The 19762-nt window shown below is 52.8% G+C and carries 19 protein-coding genes; 8 read left to right on the top strand and 11 right to left on the bottom strand.

The window, feature by feature from the left end; translation table 11 throughout:
* Window positions 1–138 precede the first annotated feature (138 nt).
* Both crp and HV261_RS04275 read left to right on the top strand, forming a co-directional pair.
* Complete coding sequence (gene crp, locus HV261_RS04280) at window positions 139–771, top strand: cAMP-activated global transcriptional regulator CRP (protein WP_000242758.1); 633 nt, start codon at window positions 139–141, stop codon at window positions 769–771.
* A gap of 51 nt (window positions 772–822) precedes the next feature.
* Window positions 823–2910, top strand: a complete 2088-nt coding sequence (locus HV261_RS04275; protein ID WP_202039656.1) for a YccS/YhfK family putative transporter — start codon at window positions 823–825, stop codon at window positions 2908–2910.
* A gap of 90 nt (window positions 2911–3000) precedes the next feature.
* Here the strand turns inward: HV261_RS04275 and argD are convergent, their stop codons facing one another.
* The 5 genes from argD to ppiA all read right to left on the bottom strand — a co-directional run bounded on the left by argD (window position 3001) and on the right by ppiA (window position 6337).
* Window positions 3001–4218 carry a bifunctional acetylornithine/succinyldiaminopimelate transaminase gene (argD, locus tag HV261_RS04270; RefSeq protein WP_202037577.1) on the bottom strand — a complete coding sequence of 406 codons (1218 nt, stop codon included), beginning with the start codon at window positions 4216–4218 and terminating at the stop codon, window positions 3001–3003.
* Window positions 4219–4303: 85 nt separating this feature from the next.
* On the bottom strand, window positions 4304–4867 hold the full coding sequence (gene pabA / locus HV261_RS04265; RefSeq protein WP_202037576.1) for an aminodeoxychorismate synthase component 2: 564 nt from the start codon (window positions 4865–4867) through the stop codon (window positions 4304–4306).
* A 31-nt stretch (window positions 4868–4898) separates the two neighbouring features.
* Window positions 4899–5501, bottom strand: a complete 603-nt coding sequence (locus HV261_RS04260; protein ID WP_202037575.1) for a putative adenosine monophosphate-protein transferase Fic — start codon at window positions 5499–5501, stop codon at window positions 4899–4901.
* The gene (gene ficA, locus HV261_RS04255) at window positions 5491–5658 is read right to left on the bottom strand and encodes a FicA/YhfG family antitoxin (RefSeq protein WP_137381140.1); all 168 of its coding nucleotides are present in this window, start codon (window positions 5656–5658) and stop codon (window positions 5491–5493) included. Before ficA ends, HV261_RS04260 begins: the two co-directional genes overlap by 11 nt.
* Window positions 5659–5764: 106 nt before the next feature.
* Window positions 5765–6337, bottom strand: a complete 573-nt coding sequence (gene ppiA / locus HV261_RS04250; protein WP_137381141.1) for a peptidylprolyl isomerase A — start codon at window positions 6335–6337, stop codon at window positions 5765–5767.
* A 266-nt stretch (window positions 6338–6603) separates the two neighbouring features.
* Between ppiA and tsgA the strand changes: the two genes are divergently transcribed.
* The 6 genes from tsgA to HV261_RS04220 all read left to right on the top strand — a co-directional run bounded on the left by tsgA (window position 6604) and on the right by HV261_RS04220 (window position 13765).
* Window positions 6604–7785, top strand: a complete 1182-nt coding sequence (gene tsgA / locus HV261_RS04245) for an MFS transporter TsgA (RefSeq protein WP_202037574.1) — start codon at window positions 6604–6606, stop codon at window positions 7783–7785.
* Window positions 7786–8090: 305 nt separating this feature from the next.
* The gene (nirB, locus tag HV261_RS04240) at window positions 8091–10634 is read left to right on the top strand and encodes an NADPH-nitrite reductase large subunit (RefSeq protein ID WP_202037573.1); all 2544 of its coding nucleotides are present in this window, start codon (window positions 8091–8093) and stop codon (window positions 10632–10634) included.
* Window positions 10631–10957 (top strand): nitrite reductase small subunit NirD, encoded by a 327-nt coding sequence (gene nirD, locus HV261_RS04235; protein WP_045448391.1) that lies wholly within the window; start codon window positions 10631–10633, stop codon window positions 10955–10957. Before nirB ends, nirD begins: the two co-directional genes overlap by 4 nt.
* 172 nt (window positions 10958–11129) lie before the next feature.
* Complete coding sequence (gene nirC / locus HV261_RS04230; protein ID WP_202037572.1) at window positions 11130–11933, top strand: nitrite transporter NirC; 804 nt, start codon at window positions 11130–11132, stop codon at window positions 11931–11933.
* 26 nt (window positions 11934–11959) lie between these two features.
* Complete coding sequence (gene cysG, locus HV261_RS04225) at window positions 11960–13333, top strand: siroheme synthase CysG (protein ID WP_202037571.1); 1374 nt, start codon at window positions 11960–11962, stop codon at window positions 13331–13333.
* 264 nt (window positions 13334–13597) lie between these two features.
* Window positions 13598–13765 carry a YhfL family protein gene (locus HV261_RS04220; protein ID WP_202037570.1) on the top strand — a complete coding sequence of 56 codons (168 nt, stop codon included), beginning with the start codon at window positions 13598–13600 and terminating at the stop codon, window positions 13763–13765.
* Between the two features lie 70 nt (window positions 13766–13835).
* Here HV261_RS04220 and trpS read toward each other — a convergent pair whose 3' ends face one another.
* From trpS to aroB, 6 genes are all read right to left on the bottom strand, one after another.
* Window positions 13836–14840, bottom strand: a complete 1005-nt coding sequence (trpS, locus tag HV261_RS04215; RefSeq protein ID WP_148361397.1) for a tryptophan--tRNA ligase — start codon at window positions 14838–14840, stop codon at window positions 13836–13838.
* Window positions 14833–15591: a phosphoglycolate phosphatase gene (gene gph, locus HV261_RS04210; RefSeq protein ID WP_202037569.1), complete on the bottom strand. Its 759-nt coding sequence runs from the start codon at window positions 15589–15591 to the stop codon at window positions 14833–14835. Before gph ends, trpS begins: the two co-directional genes overlap by 8 nt.
* Window positions 15584–16261, bottom strand: coding sequence for a ribulose-phosphate 3-epimerase (rpe, locus tag HV261_RS04205; protein ID WP_040231743.1), 678 nt, complete (start codon window positions 16259–16261; stop codon window positions 15584–15586). Before rpe ends, gph begins: the two co-directional genes overlap by 8 nt.
* A 17-nt stretch (window positions 16262–16278) precedes the next feature.
* A complete protein-coding gene (gene dam / locus HV261_RS04200; RefSeq protein WP_137361508.1) occupies window positions 16279–17115 on the bottom strand; it encodes an adenine-specific DNA-methyltransferase in 837 nt (278 codons plus the stop codon).
* A 117-nt stretch (window positions 17116–17232) separates the two neighbouring features.
* Window positions 17233–18537 carry a cell division protein DamX gene (damX, locus tag HV261_RS04195; protein WP_202037568.1) on the bottom strand — a complete coding sequence of 435 codons (1305 nt, stop codon included), beginning with the start codon at window positions 18535–18537 and terminating at the stop codon, window positions 17233–17235.
* 96 nt (window positions 18538–18633) lie between these two features.
* Window positions 18634–19722 carry a 3-dehydroquinate synthase gene (aroB, locus tag HV261_RS04190; RefSeq protein WP_202037567.1) on the bottom strand — a complete coding sequence of 363 codons (1089 nt, stop codon included), beginning with the start codon at window positions 19720–19722 and terminating at the stop codon, window positions 18634–18636.
* Window positions 19723–19762 lie beyond the last annotated feature (40 nt).

The following is a 19762-nucleotide window of genomic DNA, read 5'->3' as shown; positions in this document are numbered from 1 at the left end:
GCAGAGGACATCACATTACAGGCTGCAATCTATTTTTAGCAGCCCCCTTCCCAGGTAGCGGGAAGCACATTTTTGCAACCCCAGAGACAGCGTCGTGTTCTGGCTCTGGAGACAGCTTATAACAGAGGATAACCGCGCATGGTGCTTGGCAAACCGCAAACAGACCCGACTCTCGAATGGTTCTTGTCTCATTGCCATATTCATAAGTACCCATCGAAGAGCACGCTGATTCACCAGGGTGAAAAAGCGGAAACGTTGTATTACATCGTTAAAGGCTCAGTGGCAGTGCTGATCAAAGATGAAGAAGGGAAAGAAATGATCCTCTCTTATCTGAATCAGGGCGATTTCATTGGTGAATTAGGCCTGTTTGAAGAAGGCCAGGAACGTAGCGCCTGGGTACGTGCCAAAACCGCATGTGAAGTCGCTGAAATTTCATACAAAAAATTTCGCCAATTAATCCAGGTCAACCCAGATATTCTGATGCGCCTGTCTTCTCAGATGGCTCGTCGTCTGCAGGTAACGTCTGAAAAAGTAGGCAACCTTGCCTTCCTCGACGTAACTGGTCGTATCGCCCAGACTCTGCTGAATCTGGCGAAACAGCCTGACGCAATGACCCACCCGGACGGCATGCAGATTAAAATCACCCGTCAGGAAATTGGCCAGATCGTTGGCTGTTCCCGTGAAACCGTTGGTCGTATCCTGAAAATGCTGGAAGATCAGAACCTGATCTCCGCGCATGGTAAGACCATCGTCGTCTACGGCACGCGTTAATCCCATCGACATGGCGTGTTACGTCGTAATGCGCCATTTTTGTTTGCTCCGATGTGGCGAAGACTGATTTATCACCCCGAGATCAACTACGCACTACGACAGACGCTGGTGCTATGTTTACCTGTGGCTGTCGGTCTTATCATTGGTCAGCTTCATCTGGGGCTCTTATTTTCCCTCGTCCCTGCCTGCTGCAATATTGCGGGTCTTGATACCCCACATAAGCGCTTTTTCAAACGCTTAGTGATTGGCGCGTCGCTGTTTGCCGGCTGCAGCCTGATAATGCAGTTACTGCTGGCACAGACTATACCCCTGCCGCTGATCCTCACCGGCCTGACGCTGATTCTCGGTGTGACCGCCGAGCTAAGCCCGTTGCATGCGCGACTTCTGCCCGCCTCGCTGATCGCGGCGATTTTCACACTGAGTCTGGCCGGCAACATGCCGGTCTGGGAACCGCTGCTGATCTACGCGCTGGGGACAGTATGGTACGGCCTGTTTAACTGGTTCTGGTTCTGGATGTGGCGTGAACAACCGCTGCGCGAATCACTCAGTTTGTTGTACCGCGAATTAGCCGATTACTGTGAGGCCAAATACAGCATGTTGACCCAGCATGCCGATCCCGAAAAAGCGCTACCGCCCCTGCTGGTCCGTCAACAAAAAGCCGTGGATCTGATTACCCAGTGCTACCAGCAAATGCATATGTTGTCGGCGCATCACAACAACGAATACAAACGCCTGCTGCGTGCCTTTCAGGAGGCGCTCGATTTACAGGAACATATTTCCGTTAGCCTCCACCAGCCAGAAGAAGTGCAAAAACTGGTTGAGCGTAGCCACGCCGAACAGGTGATTCGCTGGAATGCTCGCACCGTTGCGGAACGTCTGCGCGTACTGGCCGATGATATTTTATATCACCGCTTGCCAACCCGTTTCTCGATGGAAAAGCAGATTGGCACGCTGGAGAAAATCGCCAGGCAACATCCGGACAATCCGGTGGGACAATTTTGCTACTGGCATTTCAGCCGCATTGCCCGTGTACTGCGTACCCAACGCCCACTGTATGCCCGGGATTTGATGGCTGATAAACAGCGTCGATTACCGTTAATTCCTGCACTGAAAAACTACCTGTCGTTGAAATCACCGGCGCTGCGTAACGCCGGACGCATCAGCGTCATGTTGAGTATCGCAAGCCTGATGGGTAGCGCTTTGCACCTGCCAAAACCTTACTGGATCCTGATGACGATCCTGTTCGTCACGCAAAATGGCTACGGCGCAACCCGGGTGCGTATTTTACACCGCTCGGTGGGCACGCTTGTCGGACTGGTCATTGCCGGCGTCACGTTGCACTTTCATATTCCTGAGGGCTTCACGCTGGCGGCTATGCTGCTGATAACCCTGGTGAGCTATCTGATCATCCGTAAAAACTACGGCTGGGCTACCGTGGGCTTTACGGTCACAGCGGTATATACCCTACAGTTACTCACGTTGAATGGGGAACAGTTTATCGTGCCCCGGTTTGTCGACACCGTAATCGGCTGTTTGATCGCCTTTGGCGGTACGCTCTGGCTGTGGCCGCAATGGCAGAGTGGTTTACTACGTAAGAACGCTCACGATGCGCTAGGAGCAGATCAAGAAGCCATCCGCCTAATCCTCAGCAACGATCCGCAGGCCACGCCGTTGGCGTATCAGCGCATGCGGGTCAATCAGGCGCAAAACACGCTGTTTAACTCCTTAAACCAGGCCATGCAGGAACCCGGGTTTAACTCGCACTATCTGGCAGATATGAAACTGTGGGTTACGCACAGCCAGTTCATCGTCGAGCACATCAATGCAATGACGACCCTGGCAAGGGAGCACACGATGTTGACGCCGGATCTAGCGCAGCGGTATCTGGAATCCTGCGAAATTGCGCTCCAGCGCTGTCAACAGCGGCTGGAATATGACGGACCGGGAAGTTCTGGTGATGTGAATATTCTCGAATCACCAGAGATGCTCTCACACGGCCCATTAAGTACGCTTGAGCAGCATCTACAACGAATACTGGGGCATCTTAACACCATGCACACCATCTCTTCTGTTGCCTGGCGCCAGCGACCGCACCACGGGATCTGGCTGAGCCGCCGACTGCGGGACATGAAGGGTTAAGAGATTTGCCGGATGCGCTACGCTTATCCGGCCTACGAATCACACCCTACCCTGTAGGCCGGATAAGGCGCTCGCGCCGCCATCCGGCAATCAGCCCACCACCTTCGCTACCGCTTGGGCAAAACGCTGCATCCCTTCGTCGATATCAGCCTGTTCTACCACCAGCGACGGCGCAAAACGCATCACGTCCGGTCCGGCATTCAGCACCATCACCCCTTCGTGCGCAGCAGCGTAGAGGAAATCACGCGCCCGGCCTTTAAACTGCGGCTTCAACTCAGCGCCAATCAACAGCCCCATGCCGCGAATATCGCTGAAAATATCAAACTGCTGATCAATTTTCTGCAAATGCTGCACAAAGGCATGACGTTTGGCCTGAATACCTTCCAGCACTTCCGGGGTGTTAATGATATCGAACGCCGCTCCTGCAACCGCGCAGGCCAGCGGGTTACCGCCGTAGGTCGAACCGTGTGAGCCAACATGGAACGCGGAGGCTATCTCCTGCGTCGTCAGTACCGCGCTCACCGGGAAACCGCCACCGAGCGCCTTCGCGCTGGTGAGGATATCCGGCGTCACGCCGTAGTGCATATACGCAAACAGGTCACCGGTACGCCCCATCCCACACTGCACTTCATCAAACACCAGCAGCGCCTGATGTTGATCGCACAGTTCGCGCAGCCCCTGCAGGAATTCTGACGTGGCAGCGGTAACCCCTCCCTCACCCTGAATAGGCTCAACCACCACCGCACAGGTATGATCATCCATCACCGCTTTGACCGCATGCAGATCGTTAAACGGTACATGGATGATATCCGCGGGCTTTGGTCCAAAGCCATCAGAGTATTTCGGCTGCCCGCCGACAGAAACGGTAAACAGTGAACGACCGTGAAACGCATTATGGAAGGCAATAATCTTGGTTTTGAACGGGCTATGACGCACGCAGGCATAGTGCCGCGCCAGCTTAAAGGCGGTTTCGTTAGCTTCGGTACCAGAGTTCATGAACAACACGCGTTCGGCGAAAGTGGCATCAATGATTTTGCGACCTAAACGCAACGCTGGCTCATTGGTGAACACGTTACTGGTATGCCACAGAGTTTCACCCTGGGTTTTTAATGCCTCGACCAGTGCCGGATGGCAATGCCCTAACGCGGTCACTGCAATGCCGCCCGCGAAATCAACGTACTCTTTACCCTGCTGATCCCAGACTCGACTTCCTTTCCCCTTTACCGGGATAAACTCTGCCGGTGCATAAATCGGCAGAATCACTTCATCGAATGTTGCGCGCGTAATTGCAGTTTGTTCAGTTGCCATGTCATTACCACCCTGTTAAGCAGAAATGCTAGTGAAATTATAATCACAAAATATGAATAAAAAATCACTGAATAGCAACCCTAAATCACCGGTTAAGGAAATTAGCCAGCAGCTGATGTCCCTGTTCGCTTAGGATGCTCTCCGGGTGAAATTGCACCCCTTCCATATCCCACTCCCGGTGACGAATGCCCATAATCTCCTGCGTTTCACTCCACGCCGTCACTTCAAAGCACTCAGGCAACGTCTCAGGCGCGACCACCAACGAATGGTAGCGCGTCACCGTTAGCGGGTTTGCCAATCCCTGAAAAACACCTTGCCCGGTATGCGTAATGGGTGAAGTCTTACCGTGCATCACTTTCGCCGCCCGCACAACGGTCGCGCCAAAGGCTTGTGCCATTGCCTGATGGCCCAGACAAACGCCCAGCACAGGGATCTTACCCGCATAATGGCGAATGACATCCAGCGAGATGCCCGCATCATCCGGCGTGCATGGCCCCGGGGAAATGACGATTTTCTGCGGATTCAGCGCATCAATTTGCGCCAGCGTCAGCGCGTCGTTGCGTCTGACAAGGACATCTGCGCCCAGTTCGCAGAAGTATTGATACAGGTTCCAGGTAAAAGAATCGTAGTTATCGATAAGCAGGATCATGGCGGCTCCGGTACAGAAGAACCGCGCTATTCTACTCAGTTTCCAGGGCTTCGCTTACCACTTTACGAAATATCGCTTGCAGTGCGGACAGGTCCCCCATGGCGCCACTTTGATTTGCCTGGTTCCACTCCTCAACCTGAATGCCCTCCCAGTTGAGTATATACCCGGCATGAATCGCCAACTGTTCGAAGAAAATACGCTGCGCCAGACCACTGCCAATGCGAAACGGGTGCAGCACGTTAATTTCACAGTAGTAGTGTGCGAGGCGGTCCACAAACTTTTCTTGCGGCAATCCCACCAGCCAGGACTCGTCTTCCAGGTCCTGCATCAACACGTTGCCCTCTTTCTCTATCCAGGCAAAATGGCAGAAAGGTGTGTCGCCCTGATAAATATCCACTTCGCGTAGCTTGCCAGCCCAGTCGAAAATATCCTGATAAAGCTGGCGATGAATAGCGCACAGGTAGGGTAAACCACGAACTAACGGCCCCAGTTCAATCGTGGCAGCACGCAGCGCCGTCAATTCATAAGCTGCCTGCGCCAGACGCTGCGCCTGATGAACCCCCAGCCGGTTACGCATAACGTTCAGCCCAGGATACAAATAGGGGTCACGTCCATCACCGAATTTATCGCTCATAGTGCCTCCGCAATTCTTCAAGCCGCGCCAGGGCGTCTTCAGCGCTCAGAGTAACCCGTGGAATATCCACGCCTTCCAGTCGCCGGCTTGCCTGGAAATTGGCATTTCGCAGCTGCGCCCAGAGCCTGGACTTTTGTTTATCGGTGAGTTTTTTCACGTGACCTCCCTGAATGAGCCGACACTTGCCACAAGTATAAGCAGCAATTTCGGGTTACGCAGAGAAGGGGGAGAACGCGGGCAGGAACTACCCGCGCAAAACAGGCTTACGGCAGGACTTTAGCGGAAAGGATAACAATCGGTTTTGATGGAACATTCTGGTAAGGACCGACATCGTGGGTCTGTACCTGCGCAATCTTGTCCGCAACATCCATACCTTTCACAACTTTACCGAACACGGCGTAACCAAAGTCACGCTGACCATGATCGAGGAATGCATTGTCCGCAATGTTGATAAAGAACTGGCTGGTCGCACTGTCTTTATCCGCAGTACGCGCCATAGCAATCGTGCCTCGGGTGTTACGCAGCCCGTTATCCGCTTCATTCTTGATTGGCGGGTTAGGTTTTTTCTGCTGCATCTGCTCGTTAAACCCACCACCCTGCACCATAAATCCCGGGATCACACGGTGGAACGTGGTGTTGTTATAGAAACCGCTGTTGACATAATCGACAAAGTTTTGCACTGAAACCGGGGCTTTCTGGCTGTTCAGTTCCAGTTCAATGTTACCGGCAGAGGTTGTCAGCAGAACGTGCGGATCCCCTTTCGCTGCCAGCGCTGCGGGAGAGATAGCAGAAAGAGCGAAAACAGCTGCAACAGCCGCCAGAGTCGATTTGAGCATGAGATTTCCTTAAACGAGAGCAGAAACTAAAGCAAGTGGATTGATTCTAAAGAGCCTTCATGAACAAGGCCATCCCTTTACCTAATTTTACGTACTTGAAACAAATGTAACCTCATAGCTGTAAATATCTATGTGATCACGATCACATACAAAAATGTAACGGACTCAGTAATTACCAAAAAATATTTAAATACATCACTAAAACGCCTAAAATCTGCCCGCTCACGGCGCCGTTAATGCGCCTTACACTTCTATACAGGCCAGTCATGACTAACAGCAATCGCATTAAGCTCACATGGATTAGCTTTCTCTCCTACGCCCTGACAGGTGCGTTGGTAATTGTCACCGGGATGGTGATGGGAAACATCGCAGATTATTTCCATTTGCCCGTTTCCAGTATGAGTAACACCTTCACCTTCCTGAATGCAGGTATCCTGATCTCTATTTTTCTGAATGCCTGGCTGATGGAAATCGTGCCGCTGAAAACGCAATTGCGTTTTGGCTTCATCCTGATGGTATTGGCAATCGCCGGACTGATGCTCAGCCATAGCCTGGCGTTGTTCTCTGCGGCAATGTTTGTGCTGGGCCTGGTGAGTGGTATCACCATGTCGATTGGTACGTTCCTGGTGACTCAGATGTATGAAGGTCGCCAGCGTGGCTCCCGCCTGCTGTTTACCGACTCCTTCTTCAGCATGGCGGGCATGATTTTCCCCATGGTTGCGGCCTTCCTGCTCGCGCGCAGCATTGAATGGTACTGGGTCTATGCTTGTATCGGCCTGGTGTATGTCGCCATTTTCCTGCTGACCTTCGGCTGCGAATTCCCGGCGCTGGGCAAACATGCGCAGCAGCCAGATGCGCCGGTCGTTAAAGAAAAATGGGGCATTGGCGTACTGTTCCTGGCGATTGCGGCACTGTGTTACATCCTCGGTCAGCTTGGTTTTATCTCCTGGGTTCCGGAATACGCCAAGAGCCTGGGCATGAGCCTGAACGATGCCGGTAAACTGGTTAGCGACTTCTGGATGTCTTACATGGTCGGCATGTGGGCGTTTAGCTTTATTCTGCGTTTCTTCGATTTGCAGCGTATTCTGACCGTACTGGCGGGACTGGCCACCGTGCTGATGTATCTGTTCATCACCGGTACGCCAGAGCATATGCCGTGGTTCATTCTGACGCTGGGCTTCTTCTCCAGCGCGATTTATACCACCATTATTACCCTTGGTTCTCAGCAGACCAAAGTTGCCTCACCTAAACTGGTTAACTTTGTGCTGACCTGCGGCACCATTGGTACCATGCTCACCTTCGTCGTCACCGGTCCTATCGTAGCGCACAGTGGTCCATTAGCCGCATTACAGACTGCGAACGGACTGTATGCCGTGGTGTTCGTGATGTGCTTTATCCTTGGGTTCGTCACGCGTCATCGTCTGCATAACGCGCCAGCAACGCATTAATCCCAGTGCCGGAGGGCGCTTCGCTTGCCCGGCCTGCACACTGCCGGATGGTGTCTGCGCCATCCGGCCTATTCTCATACCCTCTTCTTTCGCTGGCGATGTCGGCCCAAACACACTAAAACCCCTCAATTTGTATGCTAATTGTACAAATATGAAAAGCCTGTCAATTCCGTCACTTATAAAAATGCTGACAAATCAGTTATATACCCCTTAAGGAGTATATAAGGCCGAATTTGATTTGTATCAATAAGCGCGGTTGCTGAATCGTTAAGGTAGGCAGTAATAGAAAAGAAATCGAGGCAAAAATGAGCAAAGTCAGACTCGCTATTATCGGTAATGGTATGGTCGGCCATCGCTTTATTGAGGATCTTCTTGATAAATCCGACGCTGCCAATTTTGATATTACCGTCTTCTGTGAAGAACCCCGCAAAGCGTACGACCGCGTACACCTGTCATCTTACTTCTCTCACCACACCGCTGAAGAGCTTTCTCTGGTGCGTGAAGGGTTCTATGAGAAGCACGGCGTTAAGGTGTTAGTCGGTGAACGTGCAATTACCATCAACCGCCAGGAGAAGGTAATCCACTCCAGCGCGGGCCGTACGGTCTATTACGACAAGCTGATCATGGCGACCGGTTCCTATCCGTGGATCCCACCGATTAAAGGTTCCGAAACCCAGGATTGCTTCGTTTACCGTACCATCGAAGATCTCAACGCCATTGAGGCTTGCGCCCGCCGTAGCAAACGCGGTGCCGTCGTCGGTGGTGGCCTGTTAGGTCTGGAAGCCGCCGGAGCGCTGAAAAGCCTCGGCGTGGAAACCCACGTGATTGAATTCGCCCCCATGCTGATGGCTGAACAGCTGGATCATATGGGTGGCGAGCAGTTACGTCGCAAAATTGAAAGCATGGGCGTGCGTGTGCACACCAGCAAGAACACCAAAGAGATCGTCCAGGAAGGCAGTGAAGCGCGCAAAACCATGCGTTTTGCCGACGGCAGCGAGCTGGAAGTTGATTTCATCGTCTTCTCCACCGGTATTCGCCCACGCGACAAACTGGCCACCCAGTGCGGTCTGGACGTCGCTCCGCGCGGCGGCATTGTCATTAACGACAGCTGCCAGACATCTGACCCGGATATCTATGCGATTGGCGAATGCGCCAGCTGGAACAACCGCGTATATGGTCTGGTCGCGCCGGGTTACAAAATGGCCCAGGTCGCCGTGGATCATATCCTCGAAACTGAAAACGCTTTCGAAGGTGCGGATCTGAGCGCCAAACTGAAGTTGCTCGGCGTAGATGTTGGCGGGATTGGCGACGCGCATGCGCGCACGCCGGGTGCCCGCAGCTATGTCTACCTTGATGAAAGCAAAGAAGTCTACAAACGCCTCATCGTAAGTGAAGATAACAAAACCCTGCTGGGTGCGGTTCTGGTCGGTGATACCAGCGATTACGGCAACCTGCTACAGCTGGTGCTGAACGCCATCGAACTGCCGGAAAACCCGGACTCGCTGATTCTGCCAGCGCACGCAGGCAGCGGTAAACCATCAATCGGCGTGGATAAACTCCCGGACAGCGCGCAGATTTGTTCCTGCTTCGACGTCACTAAAGGCATGCTGATTGCCGCGATCAACAAAGGTTGCCACACCGTTGCGGCGCTGAAAGCCGAGACCAAAGCCGGTACCGGCTGCGGCGGGTGTATCCCGCTGGTGACCCAGGTCCTGAACGCCGAACTGGCGAAACAGGGTATCGAAGTGAATAACAACCTGTGTGAACACTTCCCGTATTCACGTCAGGAACTGTTCCACCTGATCCGCGTAGAAGGCATTAAAACTTTCGAAGAGTTGCTGGCTAAACACGGGAAAGGTTACGGCTGTGAAGTGTGTAAACCGACCGTAGGTTCCCTGCTGGCCTCCTGCTGGAATGAGTACATCCTCAAACCACAGCATACGCCGCTGCAGGACACCAACGACAACTTCCTCGCCAATATCCAGAAAGATGGTACTTACTCCGTGATCCCGCGCTCTGCGGGGGGGGAAATTACCCCTGAAGGCCTGGTGGCTGTGGGCCGTATCGCGCGTGAATTTAACCTGTACACCAAAATTACCGGTTCTCAGCGTATCGGTCTGTTCGGCGCGCAGAAAGATGACCTGCCGGAAATCTGGCGTCAGCTGATTGAAGCCGGTTTTGAAACCGGTCACGCGTATGCCAAAGCGCTGCGTATGGCGAAAACCTGCGTAGGCAGCACCTGGTGCCGTTACGGCGTCGGCGATAGCGTTGGCTTCGGCGTCGAGCTGGAAAACCGCTACAAAGGCATTCGTACACCGCACAAGATGAAGTTTGGTGTCTCCGGCTGTACCCGTGAATGTGCGGAAGCCCAGGGTAAAGACGTCGGTATCATCGCCACCGAGAAAGGCTGGAACCTGTACGTTTGTGGTAACGGCGGGATGAAACCTCGCCATGCAGACCTGCTGGCGGCCGATGTCGATCGTGAAACGCTGCTCAAGTACCTTGACCGCTTTATGATGTTCTACATCCGTACTGCGGACAAACTGACCCGTACTGCACCGTGGTTAGATAACCTGGAAGGCGGCATCGACTATCTGAAATCAGTCATCATCGACGACAAACTGGGCCTGAACCAGCATCTGGAAGAAGAGATGGCCCGTCTGCGTGAAGCGGTAGTGTGTGAGTGGACAGAAACGGTCAACACGCCGTCCGCGCAGGTTCGTTTCAAACACTTTATCAACAGCGATAAACGCGATCCGAATGTTCAGGTGGTACCTGAGCGCGAACAACATCGTCCGGCGACGCCTTATGAGCGTATTCCGGTGACTCTGGTGGAGGAAAACGCATGAGCCAGTGGAAAAACATCTGCAAAATCGATGACATTCTGCCTGCGACAGGCGTCTGCGCCCTGTTAGGAACTGAGCAGGTTGCTATTTTCCGCCCGTATCACAGCGATCAGGTGTTTGCGATCAGCAATATCGACCCATTCTTTGAGTCCAGCGTACTGTCGCGTGGGTTGATTGCTGAGCATCAGGGTGAGCTGTGGGTCGCCAGTCCGCTGAAAAAACAGCGTTTTCGCTTAAGCGACGGTCTGTGCATGGAAGACGAACAGTTTTCCGTGAAGCATTACGAAGCCCGAGTGAAAGACGGCATGGTGCAACTGCGCGGTTAACTTATTTTTGGGAGGCGCAACGCCTCCCTTTTTTGACGTATTTGTAGGTCTTTTATTGGTAGGCCTGATAAGCGTAGCGCCATCAGGCAATTGCCGGATGGCGGCATAAATGCCTTATCCGGCCTACGGTTACGATTTCTTTTTATTTTTGTACTTCAAGGATAATCAACACATGTTCACAGACACTATCAATAAGTGTGCGGCTAACGCTGCGCGCATCGCACGCCTGTCGGCAAATAATCCGCTCGGATTCTGGGTCAGTTCAGCAATGGCAGGGGCCTACGTTGGGCTCGGCATCATTCTTATTTTCACTCTCGGTAATTTACTCGATCCATCCGTACGTCCTCTGGTAATGGGTGCAACCTTTGGTATTGCCTTAACGCTGGTGATTATCGCCGGTTCTGAACTGTTCACCGGTCACACCATGTTCCTGACGCTCGGGGTTAAAGCGGGCACCATCAGCCACGGTCAAATGTGGGCGATTCTGCCGCAAACCTGGCTTGGCAACCTCGTGGGCTCTGTGTTTGTCGCTCTGCTGTATAGTTGGGGCGGTGGTAGTCTGCTACCGGTCGATACCAGCATCGTACATAGCGTTGCCCTGGCGAAAACTACAGCCCCTGCCAGCGTACTGTTCTTTAAAGGCGCGTTGTGTAACTGGTTGGTTTGCCTGGCAATCTGGATGGCAATCCGCACCGAAGGCGCGGCGAAGTTCCTTGCAATCTGGTGGTGTCTGCTGGCGTTTATCGCGTCCGGCTATGAACACTCCGTGGCCAATATGACGCTGTTTGCCCTTTCCTGGTTCGGCCATCACAGCGAGGCCTATACCCTGTCCGGAATTGGTCATAACCTTCTGTGGGTGACACTCGGTAATACTTTGTCCGGTGTCGTATTCATGGGATTAGGTTATTGGTATGCTACGCCAAAATCGGAGCGTCCTGTTCCGGCAAAAATCAACCAAGCTGAGAATCTGGCATAACAGCCAAATAATTAAGGGGTAATGTCGTGGATCATTTGCCTATATTTTGTCAACTACGTGACCGCGACTGCTTGATCGTCGGCGGTGGTGATGTCGCAGAACGCAAAGCGCGGTTACTGCTGGAAGCGGGCGCCCGTTTAACGGTCAATGCGCTGGCGTTTATTCCGCAGTTCACCGTATGGGCAAATGAAGGCATGCTGACGCTGGTTGAGGGGCCATTCGATGAAGCCCTGCTCGACTCTTGCTGGCTGGCTATCGCCGCTACTGATGACGATGCCGTTAACCTTAGCGTCAGCAATGCCGCAGAGACACGCCGTATTTTCTGTAACGTGGTCGATGCGCCAAAAGCGGCCAGTTTTATCATGCCCTCCATTATTGATCGCTCTCCGCTGATGGTGGCGGTCTCCTCAGGCGGTACATCCCCTGTTCTTGCCCGCCTGCTGCGTGAAAGACTCGAATCCGTGCTGCCGCAGCATCTGGGCCAGGTCGCACAATATGCCGGGCAACTGCGCTCCCGCGTGAAAAAACAGTTCGCCAGCATGGGTGAACGTCGCCGCTTCTGGGAAAAATTGTTTGTTAATGACCGCCTGGCGCAGTCACTGGCGAACAACGACCAGCAAGCCGTAGAGGAAACCACCGAGCAGTTGCTCAGCGAACCGCTGGATCATCGCGGTGAAGTGGTACTGGTTGGTGCCGGTCCAGGCGATGCCGGACTGCTGACGCTGAAAGGGTTACAGCAGATCCAGCAAGCTGATGTTGTGGTGTATGACCGTCTGGTTTCCGACGATATCATGAACCTCGTGCGTCGCGACGCAGATCGTGTGTTCGTCGGTAAACGTGCGGGTTATCACTGCGTACCGCAGGAAGAGATCAACCAGATCCTGCTGCGTGAAGCGCAACAAGGTAAACGCGTAGTACGACTGAAAGGCGGTGATCCGTTCATCTTTGGCCGCGGGGGCGAAGAGCTGGAAACCCTGTGCCATGCGGGTATTCCATTCTCTGTCGTGCCAGGCATTACCGCGGCTTCTGGCTGTTCTGCTTATTCCGGTATCCCACTGACCCATCGCGATTATGCGCAGAGCGTACGCCTGGTCACTGGGCACCTGAAAACAGGCGGTGAGCTGGACTGGGAGAACCTGGCGGCAGAGAAACAAACGTTGGTGTTCTACATGGGACTGAATCAGGCGGCAACGATTCAGGAAAAACTCATCGAGTTTGGTATGCAAGCTGATATGCCGGTTGCCCTGGTCGAGAATGGTACTGCCGTAACACAGCGCGTCGTCAGCGGTGTGCTGACACAGCTCGGTGAACTGGCAAAACAGGTTGAAAGCCCGGCGCTGATTATCGTGGGTCGTGTTGTGGCATTACGCGATAAGCTGAACTGGTTCTCTAACCATTGATTCACAACATACTCCGCGAAATAACCAACCGTATACCGTTCTGAAATCGTTCCGCTAATTAACGCAAACGGCAGTCCTGGAATCTCTTTCCTGACTGCCGTTTTTATTTCCCACCTGTTTTTTTAAAAGCATATGCCCTTGCCTTTGGGTAGTCCTTATCTGGACTACCTCCCTGCTCCATTACTTGATACTTTCACCGGCGGGAAATGGATTTTTTCCATTTTTTTCATATATATAAATAGTTATATCTACAAGGATTTCGTTATGTTTAAGATTGCAAAAATTACCGCTGTGGCAGGAATTCTGGCGACGCTGACCGCTTGTACGGGTCATATTGAAAACCGTAATAAAACCTGCTCGTACGATTACCTGCTGCACCCGGCAATTTCGATTTCTAAAATGATTGGCGGTTGCGGCCCAGCGGCTGAATAATCAATAAATCTCTTTGCGCAGATACAAAAAAACCGGGAAATTCCCGGTTTTTTCAGCAACGCAGAAAGTATTACGGCTTGGCAACAAAGCCAATCGCTTCGTAAACGGCTTTCAGCGTAACAGAGGCACGCGCGCTGGCTTTTTCCGCACCGTCTTTCATCACTTTCTGTAGGAAAGCTTCATCGTTACGGAAACGGTGATAGCGCTCCTGAAGCTCGGTCAGCATGCCGGAAACGGCCTCTGCGACTTCACCTTTCAGATGACCATACATTTTGCCTTCAAAGTGCTGCTCCAGCTCCGGAATGCTTTTACCGGTGACCGCAGAGAGGATATCCAGCAGGTTGGAAACACCCGCTTTGTTCTGCACGTCGTAGCGTACAACCGGCGGCTCTTCAGAGTCGGTCATTGCACGTTTGATTTTCTTAACCACAGATTTCGGATCTTCCAGCAGGCCGATCACGTTGTTGCGGTTATCATCCGACTTGGACATTTTCTTCGTCGGCTCCAGCAACGACATCACGCGTGCGCCGGATTTCGGAATGAACGGCTCAGGCACTTTGAAGATGTCGCCATACAGGGCGTTGAAGCGCTGGGCGATATCGCGGCTCAGTTCCAGATGCTGTTTCTGATCTTCACCAACCGGTACCTGGTTGGTCTGATACAACAGAATATCCGCCGCCATCAGCACCGGGTAATCAAACAACCCAGCGTTGATGTTCTCTGCATAACGTGCGGATTTGTCTTTGAACTGGGTCATACGGCTCAGTTCACCGAAATAGGTGTAGCAGTTCAGCGCCCAGCCTAACTGTGCATGTTCCGGCACGTGCGACTGGACGAAGATGGTGCTTTTTTCAGGATCGATACCACACGCCAGGTACAGCGCCAGCGTATCCAACGTGGCTTTACGCAGTTGCTGGGCATCCTGACGAACGGTGATAGCATGTTGGTCAACGATGCAATAAATGCAATGGTAGTCATCCTGCATGCTTACCCACTGACGCAGCGCACCCATATAGTTGCCAATGGTCAATTCACCTGAGGGCTGTGCGCCACTAAAAACGATGGGCTTAGTCATTTTTTGATTCCTGATTTTCGCTATGCGGAAGCCCGAGAGCGGGCAGTAGTTCATTAATACGGTCGTAAATAACGTCGGGCTGGCTCAGCGCGATCGACTCACCGTAGTTGTAGCCATAGGTCAGGCCAACCGACGGGCAGCCAGCAGCTTTTGCCGCCTGAATATCATTGCGTGAATCCCCTACGAAGAGCATTTGCTCAGACTTGATGCCAAGCTTGCTTGCCACCAGCAGCAGCGGGTCCGGATGCGGTTTTTTGTTCTGTACGTCATCACCACCGATGACCACGCTAAAGTATTTGGCAATATCCAGCGCATCAAGTAACGGCGCGACAAACGGGGTCGGTTTGTTGGTCACCAGACCCAGCGGCAATCCGTTGGCATGCAGTGCGCCCAACGTGTCGGCGACATCAGGGAACAGGAACGTCCCCTCTTCGGCGACATCGCCGTAATATCTGTCGAACAGCTTGCGCAGAATTCGCACCTGTTCCTCGGCGGGAATATCATCATCAACGGGCGGTTTACCCATCGTTTTACGTAAGGTCGCACGCTCCTGACGAGACCAGGCAAGCGCACGCTCCATCAACACATCGGCACCGTTGCCAATCCAGGTGATAACGCGTTCTTCACCGGCAACCGGCAGTTCCAGCGCATACAGCGCCATATCCACCGCAGCGGCTAATCCCGGCGCGCTGTCGACCAGCGTGCCGTCGAGGTCAAATGCTACGCCCCGAATGTCCTGAAAGTTATCCATGACTTACCTTCGCCAGCTCATTGCGCATTTCATCAATGACTTTTTTGTAGTCTGGTTGGTCGAAAATAGCAGAGCCTGCGACAAACATATCCGCACCGGCAGCCGCAATTTCACCAATGTTGTTCACCTTGACGCCGCCATCCACTTCCAGACGAATGTCATAGCCAGACTCATCAATACGACGACGTACTTCGCGCAGCTTATCCAGCGTTTGCGGGATAAAGGACTGTCCACCAAAACCTGGGTTAACAGACATCAGCAGGATCACATCCAGCTTATCCATGACATAGTCCAGATAGCTCAGCGGAGTGGCCGGGTTGAACACCAGCCCCGCTTTACAGCCATGCTCTTTGATCAGCTGCAAAGTACGATCGACGTGTTCGGAGGCTTCCGGGTGAAAAGTAATGATGCTGGCACCGGCCGCTGCGAAGTCAGGGACAATACGATCGACCGGCTTCACCATCAGATGAACATCAATCGGAGCGGTGATACCATATTTACGCAGCGATTTCAGTACCATCGGGCCGATGGTCAGGTTTGGCACGTAGTGGTTGTCCATGACGTCGAAGTGAACGACATCAGCACCTGCGGTCAGCGCTTTCGCGGTGTCCTCACCCAGGCGGGCAAAATCAGCCGACAGAATTGAGGGGGCAATCAAATACTGTTTCATCCGCTTCTCCTTGAGAATTATTTTTTCGCAGGCGTTGCGACTCCTGGTTTGTATAGCGCCAGCAGTTCGTTCACCTTTTTACGTGTGCCGCCGTTGCTGCTTATACTGCGCCGCACTTTGACCTGAAAATGTTTTGCCGCTCGATACCATTCACGGGTATCCGGCGTGTCATGATTCGAAATTAACACCGGGATCTGCTTACTGACCAGCTTTTCAGCCATCTCGGCCAGATGCGCCTGCTCTTTCGGGCTAAAGCTGTTGGTATGATACGCGGTGAAATTTGCCGTCGCCGAGAGCGGTGCATATGGCGGGTCACAGTAGACCACAGAGTTGGTATCCGCGCGATCCATGCACTCTTCATAGGAGAGGCAATGGAACTCTGCATTTTGCGCTTTTTCGGCAAAATGGTACAACTCGGCTTCCGGGAAGTAGGGTTTTTTATAACGACCAAAGGGGACGTTAAACTCACCGCGCAGGTTATAACGGCATAACCCGTTATAGCCAAAACGGTTGAGATATAAGAACAGCACTGCACGTCGGAACGGGTCCTGGCAGGCATTAAATTCTTCCCGGAACTGGTAGTACACCTCAGCCTGATTCGTTTCAGGCATAAACAGCTCACGTGAAGCCTGCACATACTCATCGGTACGCGTCTTCACGATGTTATAGAGACTGATAAGGTCGCTGTTGATATCGGCAAGAATATAACGAGAAAAGTCGGTGTTGAGAAACACCGACCCGGCACCCACGAAGGGTTCAATCAGGCACTCACCCTGAGGTAAATGCCGTTTGATATCATCAAGCAGGGGGTATTTCCCCCCTGCCCATTTCAAAAAAGCGCGATTTTTTTTCATGCTGACTAACTAATTACACCTTCTCCGGCTGTGGAGAAAGCTCCGACAGCATCCTGCGCTTTAGTCTTTGTCCCGCAATTGGGCGAAACAGCAAACCATTGCAGAACATATCCTATCTTACTTCAAATCGGCCTGAACCTGGTGCAGCGGTTTTGCCCACGGGTTTTTCGCCTGAATGTCGGCGGGTAACGTAGACACTGCACGTTTCGCATCTTCTTTAGACGCATACACACCCGTCACCAGAACATACCACGGTTGACCGTTACGCGTCGTCTGGTACACCACGTAGTTCTTCAGGTTCTCTTTCTTCGCCCAACCATTCAGGTTGTCGTAGTTAGAGGAACTGCTGAGCTGCAGCGTGTAGTGACTGGATGGCGCTGATTTTAACGCACCAACGTTCCCTGCACTTTTCGCACCACCCGCAACCGGTGTTGCTGTCGTTGGTGCAGGTGTTGCAGTCTGCTGAGCTGGCGCGGTGCTTGCCGTTGCTTTTGGCTCAGTTGACGCTTTAGGTGTAGCGGTTACCACTGGTGCTTTCGTTGTTGTCGTCGGCGCGGTCGCAGTCACAGTCGGTTTCGCCTGAGCGACAGGTTTCGGCTCTGCCGGCGTCGCTTTTACCGTGGTCTGCGGCTTGCTCTTCGGCTCAATAACAGCCTGTTTGCGTTCCTGATGTGCAGCTGCGGTACGTTCTGCTGGCTCAGTCTTCGCAGTCTGACGCCCTGCATTGCCATTGCGAACTGGTGCTACGGTAGCAGGTTCAGTTGGCAGCGTAGAGTTGACGACGACGTTGTTAACCTGTGCCTGACCTTGCGGCTGTGTTAGCGCATTGTTCAGATCGCCCTGAACTTCAACGCGCTGCTGACCTTCTGCTGTGGCAGGTGCCTGGCCTTGAGTCGGGGTAGAGGAAATCGGCGGCAGAGAAACATCCTGCTGCGTATTGCCAGCGGTCTGCTCAGCCCCCGTCGCAGGCATTGTGGTGTTCGCCTGATCCGTCGCATTGCTGCCAGAAAGATCGATGCTCTTCTCACCAGACGCAGCCTGCTCGCTGGAAGAGGAAGATGAGGGGGCCTTCAGTGCGGAACCGATACCGACAATCAGCAGCAGCAGTACCAGAACACCCACACCCATCATAATGTACTGACGGGAGGCTGGTTTACTGACCGCTTTTTTACGCTTGCGTGGGCGACGTTCTACACGTTCTTCATCCACAACATCGTCATCAGATTCATAGTCTTCTTCAATGTCCTGCTCTTCATCACGCTCTTTACGTGCGCGCGCAGGACGGCGATCGTCGGCATCCAGATCAACATCATCAAAATTGATTTGCGGCTCATTATCGCGTTCAGACGATTGACGAGAACGACCAGTACGACGATCGCTGGGATCGGGTTTCAGCTCGTCTTCTGGTTTGAATTCATCCATTTAACACCCCACTCAAAGGTTAATGCTTACGACTTTGCACATAACCTGAAGCTAAAAGACTTACGCTTTACAACGCAAGCCTGACCTTTCTTGTTGTTACGCCTGCTGGCAATCAGCAATCGCGTTAAGAACCACCTCGTGCGACACTCCGCCGCGGACTTCACTCTTCCCTATTGCCTGCGGAAGCACTAAACGAATCTCTCCCGCCAACACTTTTTTATCTCGCAGCATGTGCGGCAAATAAGCCTGTGTAGACATTTCACGCGGCCCATTCACCGGTAAACCTGCGCGCTGCAACAGCGTAATAATGCGCTGCGTTTCAGCGGAGGTAAACTGGCCCAAACGTTCTGACGTGCGGGCAGCCATTACCATACCTGCTGCGACGGCTTCACCATGTAACCAATTGCCATAACCCATTTCAGCTTCGATAGCATGGCCAAACGTGTGTCCCAGATTCAGTAAAGCACGTAAGCCCATTTCGCGCTCGTCCGCTGCGACGACTTCTGCTTTCAGCTCACAACAACGGCGAATACAGTACGCCATTGCCAGACCATCCAGACGTAATAATGCGTCCAGATTTTCTTCCAGCCAGCTGAAAAATTCACCGTCAAGGATGATGCCGTATTTGATAACCTCCGCCAGGCCCGATGCCAATTCACGCGCAGGAAGCGTTTTCAGACAGTCGAGATCCACCACCACGGAAGCCGGTTGGTAAAACGCGCCAATCATGTTTTTACCGAGGGGATGGTTTACAGCGGTTTTACCGCCGACGGAGGAGTCAACCTGCGACAACAGCGTTGTCGGGACTTGAATAAAACGAACACCACGCTGATAGCTGGCTGCTGCAAAACCGGTAAGATCGCCAATCACGCCGCCGCCAAGTGCGACCAGCGTGGTATCGCGACCATGCGGTTTTTGCAGTAACGCAGTGAAGACCGTATCCAGCACCGTCAGACTTTTATACTGCTCGCCATCGGGAAGGATTACGCTATCAACGTTAACACCCGCCTGTTCAAGTACGCCGCGAACCTTATCGAGATAAAGGGGAGCCAGGGTTTCGTTGGTCACCAACATAACCTGATCGCCCGATTTCAGCGGTAAGAATGAAGCTGGCTCATTAAACAAACCAGCCGCGATGGTGATAGGGTAACTACGTTCCCCTAGAGTGACTGTAATCCTCTCCATTACGCGACATCCACCTTAGTTACTTGTACCCGCAGACGAG

The organism is Citrobacter sp. RHBSTW-00671, assembly GCF_014103415.1.
Classification (GTDB): Bacteria; Pseudomonadota; Gammaproteobacteria; order Enterobacterales; family Enterobacteriaceae; genus Citrobacter.
This window is presented reverse-complemented; position numbering and strand designations above follow the sequence as displayed.

Coding starts and splice junctions, on each gene's coding strand:
- crp (WP_000242758.1), top strand. CDS start 139: ATGGTGCTTGGCAAACCGCAAACAGACCCGACTCTCGAATGGTTCTTG.
- HV261_RS04275 (WP_202039656.1), top strand. CDS start 823: ATGTGGCGAAGACTGATTTATCACCCCGAGATCAACTACGCACTACGA.
- argD (WP_202037577.1), bottom strand. CDS start 4,218: ATGGCAACTGAACAAACTGCAATTACGCGCGCAACATTCGATGAAGTG.
- pabA (WP_202037576.1), bottom strand. CDS start 4,867: ATGATCCTGCTTATCGATAACTACGATTCTTTTACCTGGAACCTGTAT.
- HV261_RS04260 (WP_202037575.1), bottom strand. CDS start 5,501: ATGAGCGATAAATTCGGTGATGGACGTGACCCCTATTTGTATCCTGGG.
- ppiA (WP_137381141.1), bottom strand. CDS start 6,337: ATGCTCAAATCGACTCTGGCGGCTGTTGCAGCTGTTTTCGCTCTTTCT.
- tsgA (WP_202037574.1), top strand. CDS start 6,604: ATGACTAACAGCAATCGCATTAAGCTCACATGGATTAGCTTTCTCTCC.
- nirB (WP_202037573.1), top strand. CDS start 8,091: ATGAGCAAAGTCAGACTCGCTATTATCGGTAATGGTATGGTCGGCCAT.
- nirD (WP_045448391.1), top strand. CDS start 10,631: ATGAGCCAGTGGAAAAACATCTGCAAAATCGATGACATTCTGCCTGCG.
- nirC (WP_202037572.1), top strand. CDS start 11,130: ATGTTCACAGACACTATCAATAAGTGTGCGGCTAACGCTGCGCGCATC.
- HV261_RS04220 (WP_202037570.1), top strand. CDS start 13,598: ATGTTTAAGATTGCAAAAATTACCGCTGTGGCAGGAATTCTGGCGACG.
- trpS (WP_148361397.1), bottom strand. CDS start 14,840: ATGACTAAGCCCATCGTTTTTAGTGGCGCACAGCCCTCAGGTGAATTG.
- gph (WP_202037569.1), bottom strand. CDS start 15,591: ATGGATAACTTTCAGGACATTCGGGGCGTAGCATTTGACCTCGACGGC.
- rpe (WP_040231743.1), bottom strand. CDS start 16,261: ATGAAACAGTATTTGATTGCCCCCTCAATTCTGTCGGCTGATTTTGCC.
- dam (WP_137361508.1), bottom strand. CDS start 17,115: ATGAAAAAAAATCGCGCTTTTTTGAAATGGGCAGGGGGGAAATACCCC.
- damX (WP_202037568.1), bottom strand. CDS start 18,537: ATGGATGAATTCAAACCAGAAGACGAGCTGAAACCCGATCCCAGCGAT.
- aroB (WP_202037567.1), bottom strand. CDS start 19,722: ATGGAGAGGATTACAGTCACTCTAGGGGAACGTAGTTACCCTATCACC.